The organism is Roseateles sp. (assembly GCF_044373315.1).
Taxonomy (GTDB): domain Bacteria; phylum Pseudomonadota; class Gammaproteobacteria; order Burkholderiales; family Burkholderiaceae_C; genus JACDQM01.
The window spans coordinates 24020-36978 of record NZ_JBILQK010000034.1; the positions used below are offsets into that span (position 1 = coordinate 24020).

The 12959-nt window shown below is 66.9% G+C and carries 12 protein-coding genes; 6 read left to right on the top strand and 6 right to left on the bottom strand.

Features of this window, described 5'->3' with window-relative positions:
- Positions 1 to 23: 23 nt before the first annotated feature.
- Entirely contained in the window at positions 24 to 959 is a 936-nt protein-coding gene (lpxC, locus tag ACIQ67_RS10055; protein WP_397534231.1) for a UDP-3-O-acyl-N-acetylglucosamine deacetylase, read from the top strand.
- A gap of 15 nt (positions 960 to 974) precedes the next feature.
- Positions 975 to 1160, top strand: coding sequence for a hypothetical protein (locus ACIQ67_RS10060; RefSeq protein WP_397534232.1), 186 nt, complete (start codon positions 975 to 977; stop codon positions 1158 to 1160).
- A gap of 7 nt (positions 1161 to 1167) precedes the next feature.
- On the opposite strand, the gene ACIQ67_RS10065 is transcribed toward ACIQ67_RS10060, so the two are convergent.
- Entirely contained in the window at positions 1168 to 2940 is a 1773-nt protein-coding gene (locus ACIQ67_RS10065; RefSeq protein ID WP_397534233.1) for an ABC transporter ATP-binding protein, read from the bottom strand.
- Positions 2930 to 4642: an ATP-binding cassette domain-containing protein gene (locus ACIQ67_RS10070; RefSeq protein ID WP_397534244.1), complete on the bottom strand. Its 1713-nt coding sequence runs from the start codon at positions 4640 to 4642 to the stop codon at positions 2930 to 2932. The genes ACIQ67_RS10065 and ACIQ67_RS10070 overlap by 11 nt, the downstream gene beginning before the upstream one ends.
- A 186-nt stretch (positions 4643 to 4828) precedes the next feature.
- Between ACIQ67_RS10070 and ACIQ67_RS10075 the strand changes: the two genes are divergently transcribed.
- On the top strand, positions 4829 to 5689 hold the full coding sequence (locus ACIQ67_RS10075) for a hypothetical protein (RefSeq protein ID WP_397534234.1): 861 nt from the start codon (positions 4829 to 4831) through the stop codon (positions 5687 to 5689).
- Between the two features lie 7 nt (positions 5690 to 5696).
- Here ACIQ67_RS10075 and ACIQ67_RS10080 read toward each other — a convergent pair whose 3' ends face one another.
- The 4 genes from ACIQ67_RS10080 to ACIQ67_RS10095 form a co-directional block, all read right to left on the bottom strand.
- A complete protein-coding gene (locus ACIQ67_RS10080; RefSeq protein ID WP_397534235.1) occupies positions 5697 to 7241 on the bottom strand; it encodes a methyl-accepting chemotaxis protein in 1545 nt (514 codons plus the stop codon).
- Between the two features lie 90 nt (positions 7242 to 7331).
- Entirely contained in the window at positions 7332 to 7784 is a 453-nt protein-coding gene (locus tag ACIQ67_RS10085; protein WP_397534236.1) for a rhodanese-like domain-containing protein, read from the bottom strand.
- A 108-nt stretch (positions 7785 to 7892) separates the two neighbouring features.
- Entirely contained in the window at positions 7893 to 9353 is a 1461-nt protein-coding gene (locus ACIQ67_RS10090; protein WP_397534237.1) for a sodium:solute symporter, read from the bottom strand.
- A gap of 116 nt (positions 9354 to 9469) precedes the next feature.
- Positions 9470 to 10087, bottom strand: a complete 618-nt coding sequence (locus ACIQ67_RS10095; protein WP_397534238.1) for a LysE family translocator — start codon at positions 10085 to 10087, stop codon at positions 9470 to 9472.
- 252 nt (positions 10088 to 10339) lie between these two features.
- Here ACIQ67_RS10095 and ACIQ67_RS10100 point away from each other — a divergent pair, with 252 nt between their 5' ends.
- From ACIQ67_RS10100 to ACIQ67_RS10110, 3 genes are all read left to right on the top strand, one after another.
- Entirely contained in the window at positions 10340 to 10900 is a 561-nt protein-coding gene (locus ACIQ67_RS10100; protein ID WP_397534239.1) for a GbsR/MarR family transcriptional regulator, read from the top strand.
- Between the two features lie 6 nt (positions 10901 to 10906).
- The gene (locus tag ACIQ67_RS10105) at positions 10907 to 12256 is read left to right on the top strand and encodes a cytochrome ubiquinol oxidase subunit I (RefSeq protein WP_397534240.1); all 1350 of its coding nucleotides are present in this window, start codon (positions 10907 to 10909) and stop codon (positions 12254 to 12256) included.
- Positions 12253 to 12959, top strand: a 707-nt coding sequence (locus tag ACIQ67_RS10110; RefSeq protein ID WP_397534241.1) for a cytochrome d ubiquinol oxidase subunit II, incomplete at its 3' end; no start/stop codon positions are given. The genes ACIQ67_RS10105 and ACIQ67_RS10110, both read left to right, overlap by 4 nt.

Here is a 12959-nt window from a genome sequence, read left to right on the forward strand (position 1 = left end):
GGTAATCACCGACAATCAAGCCCATGCTGAAACAAAGAACCTTGAAATCGCTGACCCGCGCGGTCGGGGTCGGCATCCACAGCGGCCAGAAGGTGGAAATGACGCTGCGACCGGCGGCACCCAATACCGGCATCGTGTTCCGGCGTGTCGACCTGAACTCGCCGGTGGACATTCTGGTGCGCGCCGAAAGCGTCAGCGACACCCGCATGGCCACCACAGTCAGTGTTGGCGGCGACCCGGGGGCGCCCAAGGTTCAAACCATCGAGCATCTGCTGTCGGCCTGTGCGGGCCTGGGCCTGGACAACCTCTACGTCGACATCAATGCCGACGAAGTGCCCATCCTCGACGGCTCCGCCGCCAGCTATGTCTACCTGCTGCAGAGCGCAGGCATTGAGCTGCAGAACGCGCCCAAGAAGTTTTTGCGCGTCAAGAAGACGGTGGAAGTGCGCCAGGGTGAGGGCAAGCGCCTGATGTGGGCCAAGCTGGAGCCGCACCACGGCTACACCCTGTCCTTCCAGATCGAGTTCGACAACCCGGCGGTGGCCGCCACCGGCCAGTCCTATGTGTTCGACATGGGCAGCGGCCAGTACAAGAAGGAAATCGCGCGTGCGCGCACCTTCGGCATGACCAGCGATATCGAGACCATGCGCTCGCGCGGCCTGACGCTGGGCGGCTCGATGGACAACGCGATCGTCGTCGACGACTACCGCGTGCTCAATGCCGACGGGCTTCGCTACGACGACGAGTTCGTCAAGCACAAGATCCTCGATGCCATTGGCGACATGCATGTGGCGGGCCATCCGCTGCTGGGCGCCTACACCTCGTTCAAGGGCGGCCACGCGCTGAACAACAAGCTGCTGCGCGCCTTGCTGGCCGACGCCGAGGCCTACGAGATCGTCAGCTTCGAAGACGAGCGCGCGGCGCCGCAGGGCTTTGCGCAGCTGGCGCCCGCCTGGTAAGCCTGGAGCCGCGCGATGATGATGTTCCGCCTGGTCGTCGGCCTGCTGCTGTTCGCAGCCGTGCTGTGCTTCGCGATGTATGTCGGCACGCGCCAGGCCGTATGGCGCCGCCGCGGCGTCGTGATCCTGAAGTGGACGCTGCTGGCCGGCTTCGGCTTCTTCGCCGTGCTGATCCTGGAGCGCTTGGCGATGCGTCTGTAGCGCCGCGCTACTCCTCCAGCGCCTGCAGTTGCACCAGGCGCTGGTAGATCCCGCCCTCGATCGCCATCAACGCGGCATGGCTGCCGCGCTCGGCCAGGTGGCCGTGGTTCAGCACGATGATCTGGTCGGCCTCGCGGATGGTTGAGAGCCGGTGTGCGATCGCCACCACCGTCACCCGCCCGCGCAGCGCCAGCAGTGCCTCGGAGATCAGCACCTCAGTGGCGCTGTCGATATTGGAGGTGGCCTCATCCAGGAACAGCAGCGTCGGCGCGCCGGCCAGTGCGCGCGCCATCGCGATCAGCTGTTTCTGCCCGGTGGAGACGCGCACGCCGCCTTCGCCCAGCACCGTGTCATAGCCCTGCGGCAGGCTGCTCAGGAACTCGTGCACGCGCGCGGCCTGCGCCGCGGACAGCAGCTGCTCCTCGCTTATGTCTCGTCCCATCGCGATGTTCTCGCGCGCCGTGCCGGCCACCAGATAGGGCTCCTGCGGTACCAGGCCGACGCGGGCGCGGAAGGCCTCGTCCGGGATGTCCTCCAGCGCAAGGCCGTCGATGCGCAGGCTGCCGGCCTGCGGGCGGTAAAAGCGCAGCAACAGCGACAGCAGGGTGGACTTGCCGCTGCCGGTGTGGCCGACGATGCCCACGAAGCTGCCGGCCTCGAACTGCAGGTCGAGATCGTGCAACACCGGGCGCGCCGGGTCGTAGCCGAAACGCAGCCCCGCGATGTCGATGCGGCCGGCGCCGATCTGCAGGCCGTCGCGGCTGTGCAGCACCGGCTTCGTTTCCTGCAGCAGGCTGCGCACGCGGCTGGCTGCCACCATCGACTGCTGCAGCAGGCTGAACTGCATGGTGATCTGGATCAGCGGCTCCACCACCCGGGCGATATAGCTGAGGAAGGCGTACAGCAGGCCCACCTCCATCACGCCCTGACCCAGGCTCACATCGCGCTGGCCGAAGCCGTAGATCACCGTGATCACCAGCAGCACATTCAGCAGGTCCAGCGCCGGTCGCAGCAGCAGGGCATTGGCGCGCAGCTCATCGCGGCGGGCCTTCAGATGTGCGGCGTTGCTGCGCTCGAAGCGCTCGGCAAAGCGCGGCGCGGCGCCGGCGGCCTGCAGCATCGCCATACCGGCCATGCTCTCGGCCATCTGCGCATTGATGTCGCTGCGCAGTTCGCGCGAGCGGGTCACCGCCGGCGCGGACAGACGCTGGTAGACCGTCACGATGATCAGCATCGCCGGCACCAGCGTGGCCACGATCAGCATCAGGCGCCAGTCCAGCCAGGCCATCGCCACCAGCGAGCCCAGCACCATGATGCTGGAGTCCAGCATCACGAACAGCACCTGGCGGTAGAGCTGGTTCACGGCCTCGGTGTCGTTGGTGACGCGGCTGACCAGCTGGCCGGTGATGGCCTTGTCGAAGAAGGCCATCGGCAGCGCCAGCACATGGGCGTAGACCCGCTCGCGCAGGCGAAGCACTGAGCGCCGCGCCACGCCGGCCATGCGCGCGAGCTGGCCATAGCGGATCCAGGCCGCCGCCCAACCGCCCAGCAGCAGCACGGCCAGCAGCCCACCCATCGCCAGCGCATCGAAACGCCGCGGCAGCAGGTAGTGGTCGATGAAGTACTTGCCGATGATGGGCCCCAGCGCCTCCAGCGCCGTGGCCAGCACAAGCCAGGCCACGCCGCGCATCAGCGTGCCGCGCTCGCCGGCTGCCGACTCCAGCAGCAGGCCCACAGCGGCCCAGGGGCGTGGCTTCTGGCCGTCGACTTCAGAGCGCATCGAGGCTGGCCTCCAGTTGTTGGTAGCGCCACTGCGTGGCATACCAGCCGCCCAGGGCCAGCAGCTCGGCATGGGTGCCGCGCTCGACGATGCGGCCGGCCTTCAGCACGACGATCTGATCAGCCTCCATCACCGCGCTGAGTCTGTGGCTGACGATGATGGCGCTGCGCTCGGGATGGCGGGCGCGCAGCTCGGCCAGGTGCGCCAGGATCTGCGTCTCGGTGCCGGTGTCGACGGCCGACAGGGCGTCGTCCAGCAAGAGCAGCGGGGCCTGGCTGAGCAGCGCGCGGGCGATCGCCACACGCTGGCGCTGGCCGCCCGACAGCGTCACGCCGCGCTCGCCCACCAGGGTCTGGTAGCCCTGCGGCAGGCGCTGGATGTCCTCGTGCACGGCGGCCATCTGCGCTGCGGCCTCGATCTCCGCCGGGCTGGCCTCGGGCCGCGCCAGCGCGATGTTCTCGGCGATGCTGGCCGAGAACAGAAACGGCTCCTGCGGCACCCAGGCCAGGCCTTCGCGCAGGGCCTTCAGCGCCATCGCGGGCAGGGGCTGATCGCCCAGGCGGATGGCGCCGGCCTCTGGCTCGAACTGGCGCAGCAGCAGCTTCAGCAAGGTGGACTTGCCGGCGCCAGTCGGTCCCACCAGGCCCAGGGTCTGGCCGGGCTGCAGTTCAAGGCGGATGTCTTGCAGCGCCGGGCGTGTGGCGGCAGGCGGGCTCTCTGTCGCTGCCTGCGCCACCGGGTAGGCGAAGTCCAAGGCCTCGATCCTGAGCCGGGCCTGCTGCGGCCAAGACGCGCGGCCTTCATCGGCCAGCGTCAGCGGTGCGTCCAGCATCGGACCCAGGCGCTGCCAGGCGGCTCGCCCGCGCTCCAGCAGCGACAAGACCCAGCCGGCCGCAAACATCGGCCAGATCAGCTGGCCCAGATACATGGTGAAGGCGGTCAGCTGGCCGATGCTCAGCTCATCGCGGGCCACCATCCAGCCGCCCAGGCCCAGTGCGATGGCGGTTGCAGCGCTCAGCGTCATGCCCACGGCCGGCTCGAAGGCGGCTTCCCAGCGCTGCGCCTGATAGCTGGCGTGGCCGGCACGGTCGGCCAGCGTGGCAAACTGCCCGGCATTGCGCTGGGTCAGGCCGAGGGCGCGCAGCGTGCGCACGCTGGCCAGGCCCTCCTGAGCGTGCTGGTTCAGCGCCGAAAAATGGTCCAGCGATTCCTTCCAGGCCAGATGCACGCGCTCGGAAATGCGCGCAAAGGCCAGCGCCATCAGCGGGAAGGGCAGCAGCGCCGCCAGGCCCAGGCGCCAGTCGATGCTCAGCGTCATCATGGCCACCACCAGCAGCAGGGTCAGGCTGCCGTCGAAGGCGGCCAGCAAGGCCTCGCCTGCGGCCATCTCGACCGCGTCCACATCGTTGGTGGCCAGCGCCATCAGGTCACCGGTGCGCTCGTTCTGGAAGAAAACCGGCCCCTGCAAGGTCAGCACCCGATACAAGCGGGTGCGCAGATCGCGCCCGAGCTTGTAGGCCGCGCCGAACAGCGCCAGCCGCCAGCCGGCGCGCAGCACATAGATTCCGCAGCCCGCCAGTAGCAGCCAGCCCAGCTCCTGCAGCAAGGCGGTACCGGCCAGCTTGCCGGCCGCGAGGCCGTCGACCACCGCACCTACCTGGCGCGGGATCCACACCGTCATCAGCGCAATCGCCGTCAGCATCAGCGCTGAGGCGGCATATGCCTGCCAATGCCGGCGCACATGGCGGGCAATCAGCTGTGACAGGCTTAGCGCGGCGGGTTGGAGCGAGGGACTTTGCAAGGCTCTGGATTGTGCCAACATTCGCCGCCGTGCCCGCGCGCCAACGGCCTGGCTGGGCGGCTGCAGCCCTGTTCAAGGAAAACGCTGATGAACCGATTTGACGAGCTGATCGAGCAGGCGCTCGACATCCACCCCCACGACGGCCCAGGCGCAGCCTTGCTGCTGCGCGAGGCCGATGCCGAACGTGATGGCGCCACGACCGAGCAGCTGGAAGGCTGGCTGCGCGCCGCTGAGCATGTGCTGCTCGGGCATCTGGACGATGCGTCCGGCCTGGAGGCCTTGCTGCAGGATGCGGAGCCCGCGCTGGCCCGGCGGGCGCAGGCTGCGATCGCGTTGGCCCGCGGCCAAGCTGCCGAGCTTGGTGCCCTGGAGCCGGCTGACCGTGTGCGGGCTCACTACAACGCGGCGCTCGGCGTGAGCCGGCGGCGTGATTTCGATGGCATGCGCCGCCTGATGGCGGCCGCGCAGCAGCAGGTGCAGGCCGACGATTCCGGCAGCGCCCGCGCCTGGGCGGCGGTTGCCAACAATATCGCGGCTGATCTGCGCTTCTATCACCAGCGCGGTGACGCCCCGCATGCCGCCTTGATGATCGAGGCCGCCCAGCTGGCGCGCCAAGCCTGGGCGGCCGCAGGCGGCTGGTTGGAGCAGGAGCGTGCCGACTGGCAGCTGGCGATGTGCGCTGCGGCGGCCGGCGAAGGTGCGTTGGCCCTGCAGGCCGCGCACTCGGGCCTGGCGGCCTGCGAGCGCCACGGCGCTGACGACTATGAGTTCTGCTTTGCGCAGCAGGCCTTGGCCCAGGCGGCACTGTCCGCTGCTGATCTGCCGCTGGCGCAGCAAGCGCGCGAGGCGATGGCCCAGCGCCTGGCCGCCGTACCCGAGTCCAACCGCGGCTATGCCCAGCGTTGCCTGGAGGAGATCGACGCAGCGCTACAGCAGCGCCGCGCCTGAGCACCGCTCAGAGCTTAAAGCCTGACATCACCTCGGCCACTCGGGTGGCCTGTTCCTTGAGACTCTCGGCGGCAGCTGCGCTTTCTTCGACCAGCGCGGCGTTCTGCTGCGTCATCTGATCCAGCTCGGTCATCGAGCTGTTGATGCGCTGGATGCCCTCGGACTGCTCGCTACTGGTGGCGCTGATCTCGGCAATGATGTCCTTGACGCGCTGCACAGAGCCGACGATGTCCTGCATGGTCGAACCCGCCTGCGCCACGAGACGGGTGCCCGAGTCGACGTTCTCGACCGAGGCGCTGATCAGGCTCTTGATCTCGCGTGCTGCATCGGCGGAACGGCCGGCCAGACTGCGCACCTCCGAGGCCACCACCGCGAAGCCGCGGCCCTGCTCGCCGGCACGCGCGGCTTCCACCGCCGCGTTCAGCGCCAGGATATTGGTCTGAAAGGCGATGCCATCGATCACGCCGATGATGTCGGCGATCTTGCGCGAGCTGCCGGCGATGGTCTCCATCGTGGCCACCACGTCCGACACCACGGCGCCGCCGCGTGCCGCCACATCGGCGGCCGAGTTCGCGAGCTGATCGGCCTGGCGCGCGGCTTCTGAGGACTGGCGCACCGTGTCCGTCAGTTCATGCATCGACGAGGCCGCACGCTGCAGGCTGGAGGCCGTGCTTTCAGTGCGCTGGCTCAGGTCCAGCGATCCAGTGGCGATTTCGCTGCTGGCGGTGGAGATGCTGTCGGTGGCATGGCGGACCTGGCCCACGATGCCGGCCAGATGGCTCTGCATGCCGGCCAGTGCCTCAATCATCAGGCCCAGCTCATCCTGGCGCTGTGCCGGCAGCGCCGATGCCAGATCGCCGTTGGCGATTCGCGCCATCGAGCGGCGCACCTCGGTCAGCGGCAGCAGCACCGAGCGCAGCGTGAACCAGGCCACGACCACCAGGGCCAGCACGCTGATGCCGCCACCGACCAAGGCCAGCGTCAGCAAATTGGCGCTGGACGACTGGGCGGCGCCGTAGGAGGCCTGCGCATGCTGCCGTGCGAGCGGGATCAGCGATTGCAGCGGCTTCACTGCCGCCTTGTGCATCACCGGCCAGTCTTCCTCCAGCACGGTGGTGAGCTGGTTCTTGTCCTTGCCGGCATAGGCCGCTTCGAGTTTGGCCAGCGTGGTGTCAATCTGCTTCCACTCGCCGCCCAGCTGTTCGAACAGCGGGCGCGAGGCCTCATCGGTAAAGAGCGCGGCGGCCTGCGGCTGCAGTTCCTTCCAAGCCTCGGACAGCTCCTTGCGCGCTTCCTTCAGATGGTTCAACGAGCCCGGAATGGGCAGCTGGTCCAGCAGCACGCCGGCGGTGCGGAAGCGCACTTCCAGCAGGCTGTTCTCGATGCGCTGCATGCGCAGCAGGCTGACGGTGTCGCGCTCATACAGCTCGGTCATCGCGGCGCTGTTGATGCGGTTGGAGATCAGCGACAGACCGGCAATCAGTGTCATGCCCAGCACTGCCAAGCCGGCCAGCGTCCACAGACGGGCCTTGATGGTGAAACTGACTCGCATTGTTTTACTTCCCCCTTGATTGCGCGTCCCGAGCAGGACGCAGCGCCCGCTGGCTCAGCCATGCGCGCGGGCGCCTCGCCTGCGACCACCTTACTGTGTCGGCAGGCCCTTGGAGGTCCACTCCGGCATGCCGCCGCGGAACCAGTGCACCTGCTTGTAGCCGGCCTTCTGGGCGACGAACGAAGCCTTGTAGCTGCGCCAGCACTCGCCCGCGTTGCAGAAGAAAACCACTGGCGCCGCCTTGTCGGCCGGCAGCTTGCTCAGGTCGAACTGATCCTGCGAGGCATCGAAGTCGGCCGTCTTGGCACTCTTCTCGCGGTAGGTGAGGCTCTTGGCGCCTTTGATGGTCTTCTCGGCGTACTCGGCGGCCACGCGGGTGTCGAAGAAGGGCACGCCGCTGTCCAGCAGCTTCTTGGCCTCTTCAGCCTTGATCAGCTTGACGCCGGCCAGCGTGGCGGGCGTCTCGGCAGCGTGGGCGGGTGCCAGCGAGCCGGCATACAGCAGAGCTGCGGGAATCCAGAGCAGGAAATTGCGCTTGTGCATGACAGTTGACTCCTTGTGAAGTTGATACAAAGGAGCACTGCATGAAGTGAATCATGTCGCGCGTGACTGGCGTGCCGCTCAAGCGGCATCTGCTCCCTTGTGATCCCTCTATCGGACGAATTCCTGACGACTTGAGTGCTTTCCCTTGCTCAGCAACCACAAGCCGGCAAAAGTCAACGCACCGTTGAGCAGCAGCAGCTCCAGCCCTATCTGGTAGCCGCCTAATAGTCTTATTTGCTGGCTGTCTAGCCACCAGCACAGCATGGGCGCGGCCAGCACCGCCAGCGGCACCCAGCGGTCATGCACCGCCTGGCGGGTCAGGATGCCGAAGGCGAACAGGCCCAGCAGCGGGCCGTAGGTGTAGCCGGCGATCTTCAGGATCAGGCCCACCATGCTGGGGTCGTCCAGCCACTTGAAACCCATTACCAGCAGCATGAACAGCGCGGCAAAGCCAAGGTGCACCGATTTGCGAACCTGCTGCTTGCGCGCCTCGCTCCAATCGCTGCGGCGCTGCATGCCCAGTAGGTCGATGCAGGTGCTGGAGGTCAGCGCGGTGATGGCGCCATCGGCGCTGGGGAACAGCGCCGAGATCAGCGCGATCACGAACACCAGCTGCACCCAGGCCGGCAAGTGCTGCAGCACCACCGCGCCGAACAGCGCATCACCCCGGGCCGTGATGCCGGCCTGCGCGGCGAACAGATGCAGCAGGCCACCCAAGAACAGGAACAGCGCCACCACGCCCAACATGATGGTGGCCAGCAGCATCACGTTCTTCTGCGAGTCGGCCAGGCGTTTGACCGAGATGTTCTTCTGCATCATCTCCTGGTCCATGCCCGTCATTGCGATGGCGATGAACATGCCGGCCAGCACCTGCTTGCCCCAGAAGCTTCGGCTGAAGGGATCGTCGACGAACACCTGCGAGAGCCCGGCCGCGTCCAGCGCAGTCAGGCTCTGGCCCAGCGTCAGCCCCAGGCTGTGCAGCAAGAAGGCCACGCACACCAGCAGGCCGGTCAGCATTGCGGCGGTCTGCAGCGTGTCGGTCCAGACGATGGTCTTGACGCCGCCCTTGAAGGTGTAGAGCAGGATCATCAAAAGGATGGCCAGGGCGGTGAACCAGAAGGGCTGGCCCATCTGCGCCAGGATCGCGTCCTGCAGCACCTTGACCACCAGATACAGGCGCGCGGTGGCGCCCAGCGTGCGCGACAGGATGAAGAAGCCCGCGCCGCTGCGGTAGGCACGCGGGCCCAGGCGTTGGCCCAGGTAGTCGTAGATCGAGGTCAGCTGCAGCCGGTAGTACAGCGGCAGCAGCACATAGGCGATCACCGCATAGCCGATGAACTGCCCCAGCACGATCTGGAAGTAGCTGAAGGCGGTTGTGCCCACCGCGCCCGGCACGCTGATGAAGGTGACGCCCGACAGCGAGGTGCCGATCATGCCGAAGGCCACCAGCAGCCAGTGGCTGTTGCGGTCGCCGATGAAGAAGCTGTTGTTGTCGGCGCGGCGCGAGGTCCACCAGGCCACGCCCAGCAGCAGGGCGAAATAGGCGAGCACAAAGCCCAGCAGCAGCACGGGAGTTATAGCTGCCGATTATGGGAAGCGGCCCGGCACGGCGGGCGGGCGCCGCCATCACGATGCGGCAGCTGGCCATCACCGCCGGCTATGGTCGCGCGGCCCTGAGGCGTGGCTCAGCGCGACAGCGCCAGCTTGATGCCGAAGCCGATCAGCACTACGCCAGCGAGCTTCTCCAGCCCGCGCGAAATTGCCGGCATGCGGCGGATCTGCTCTGCCAGGTGATGGGTCAGCAGCGTGACGATCAGGCCGTAGGCGAAGGTCAGCGCGGCAATCGTCGCGGCCATCGCGCCGAAAGTGATCAGGCCGCGATGCTGGGCCGGATCGACGAACAGCGGGAAGAATGCCATGTAGAACACGATGGCTTTGGGGTTCAGCAAGGTGATGAACAGCGCCTGCTGCAGATACTGGCGCGGGCGGATTTGCAGCACCGGCGCGTCGCCCGGTTTGGCGGTGAGCATCTTCCAGCCCAGCCAGGCCAGATAGGCCGCGCCCAGCCACTGCACCGCGGCAAACACCGTGGGTGCGGCCGCCAGCAGCGCTGCCACGCCGGCAACGGCCGCCCACATCAGCACCTGGTCGCCCAGGATCACGCCCAGCGTGGCGGCCAGCCCGCCGGCGATGCCGCCCTTGCCGGTGGATGAGATCAGCGCCAGATTGCCCGGGCCGGGGATGGCCAGGAACACGACGATGGCGAGCACGAAGGCGGGGTAGTCGGCGATGCCAAAGAACATGGCTGCAAAGCTCCTGGCGTGGATGGGGGCGCGCCTCTCACGGCGCATGGGTGCAGCGGCGATGGTACCGACGGACGCCCACTGCTGGCTGACACAGCAAGCCGGCGCCTGTCGCCAAAGCCCTTGCTGCACGTGCGGATGTTTGTGATGTTGATGCTGGAATTTCAGGAATTACTGAAAATTCGCAACATCGTAAGGCCGGCACCAGGCGCCTCAATGGAGAGGTCCGGGCGGGCGCGAGGAGCTTGTTCGATGAACACCATGAGTCCGCTGGTGCGCAGCTTTGTGGCGCATTTTGGTGAGATGGGGAGCCGCTGGGGCATCAATCGCACCGTCGGCCAGATCTATGCGCTGATCTTTGTGTCGCCGCGCCCGCTCAATGCGGACGAGATGGCCGAAGCGCTGGAGTTCAGCCGCTCCAATGTCTCGATGGGCCTGAAGGAGCTGCAGGCCTGGCGCCTGGTGCGGCTCAAGCACCTGCCCGGTGATAGGCGCGAGTACTTCGAGGCGCCGGGCGATGCCTGGGAGATCTTCCGCACCCTGGCCGAAGAGCGCCGCCGCCGCGAGGTGGAGCCCACGCTGTCGATGCTTCGCAATGCCCTGCTGGAAACCGCCAGCAGCGCGGAAGACCGCTATGCCCAGGAGCGCATGCGCAGCATGCACGACCTGATCGAGCTGCTGACCGACTGGTTCAGCGATGTGCAGCGCATGGACAGCCAGACCCTGGCCCAGCTGATGAAGATGGGATCCAAGGTGCAGAAGCTGCTGGAGTTCACCGGCAAGGTGCGCCTGGTGGGCGGCAGCAAGGAGTGATGAGCGATGGATGCCTTGCTGCTGGCGCGGCTGCAGTTCGCCGCCAATATTTCCTTTCACATCCTGTTCCCCACCATCACCATCGCCCTGGGCTGGGTGCTGCTGTTCCTGCGCTGGCGCTGGGTGCGCAGCCGCGACACCGTCTGGCTGGAGGCCTACCGTTTCTGGACCAAGGTCTTCGCGCTGAGCTTTGCGTTGGGCGTGGTCAGCGGCATCACGATGAGCTTCCAGTTCGGCACCAACTGGCCGGGCTTCATGGAGAAGGTGGGCAATGTCGCCGGCCCGCTGCTGGGCTATGAAGTGCTCACAGCCTTCTTCCTGGAGGCCAGCTTCCTGGGGGTGATGCTGTTCGGCCATGACAAGGTGTCTGAACGGGTGCACCTGATCGCCACCGCGCTGGTGGCTATCGGCACCACCTTGTCGGCGTTCTGGATCCTGAGCCTCAACTCCTGGATGCAGACGCCGCAGGGCTTCGAGATCATTGCCGGCGAGTTCCATGTGAAGGACTGGTCGGCGCTGATCTTCAACCCGTCCTTCCCTTACCGGCTGACGCACAAGCTGCTGGCCTCGGGCCTGACCGTGGCCTTTCTGATCGCCGGGCTCAGCGCCTGGCAGCTGCTGAAGGGCTGCGCCAAGGACTACACCGCGCCGATGCTGCGCCTGGGTTTGTGGATGGGCGCGCTGCTGATCCCACTGCAGATCCTGGTCGGTGATCTGCATGGCCTGAACACGCTCAAGCACCAGCCCGCCAAGATCGCGGCGATGGAAGGCGTGTGGGACACCGCCAAGGGCGTGCCGCTGCTGCTGTTCGCGGTGCCTGATGAGGCCAGCCGCAGCAATGCGCTTGAGGTGGGCATTCCCAAGCTGGCGAGCTTGATCCTCACGCACGACGCCAATGGCGAGATCCGCGGCCTGAACGAGTTCATCGGTGAGCACCCGCCGGTGGCCCCCTTGTTCTACGGCTTCCGGGTGATGGTCGGCATCGGCATGTTGATGCTGGGCTTCAGCTGGCTGAGCCTTTGGCTGCTGCGGCGCCGAATGCCTGCTGACTTGCCGCGTTTCTGGCTGCGCGGCTTGGCCCTGATGAGCTTCTCGGGCTGGGTGGCGACGCTGGCCGGCTGGTATGTCACCGAGATCGGCCGCCAGCCCTTCGTCGTCTACGGACTGCTGCGGACCGCCGATGTGGCCTCCAGCACGCCGGCCCCCACCATTGCCTGGAGCTTGGCGGCCTACGTGACGCTGTATCTGGCGCTGCTGTTCTCCTATGTGATGGTGATCAAGCAGATGGCTGAAGGCCGCAGCGGCAAGGCAGATGCTGGGCCGGCAAAGGAAGCAGAGAAGAAGGTGATGGCATGACGGCGACGGTGTGGCAAGGGCAGGAATGGCTGCCGCTGGTCTTCATGGCCCTGATGGGTCTGGCCATGCTGCTGTATGTAGTGTTGGACGGTTTCGATCTGGGCGTGGGCCTGCTGATGGGCGTGGCGCCCGAGCCGCACAAGGACCGCATGGTGGCAAGCATCGGGCCGTTCTGGGATGCCAACGAGACCTGGCTGGTGCTGGGCGTGGGGCTGCTGCTGGTGGCTTTTCCCAAGGCACAGGGCCTGATCCTGAGCAGCCTCTATGTGCCGGTGGTGCTGATGCTGCTGGGGCTGATGCTGCGCGGCGTGGCGTTTGACTTTCGCGTCAAGGTGCAGGCGCAATGGAAGCCTTTGTGGAACTTCGCCTTCAGCGCCGGCTCGCTGCTGGCGGCGCTGTCGCAGGGCTGGATGCTGGGGCGCTACATCACCGGCTTTGAGCAGGGTTGGGGCTACGACCTGTTTGCCGCGCTGATCGCGCTGTCGCTGTCGGCCGCCTACCTGCTGCTGGGCGCCGGCTGGCTGCTGATGAAGACCGACGGCGCGCTGCAAGTGCTGGCGCAGCGCTGGGCCAAGTGGGCCTGGCCTGCGGTGGTGCTGGGCCTAGTGCTGGTGTCGGTGGCCACGCCCTGGGTCAGCCCGACCGTGCGCGAGCGCTGGTTCGCGCTGCCCGAGATGATCGCGCTGCTGCCCATTCCGCTGGT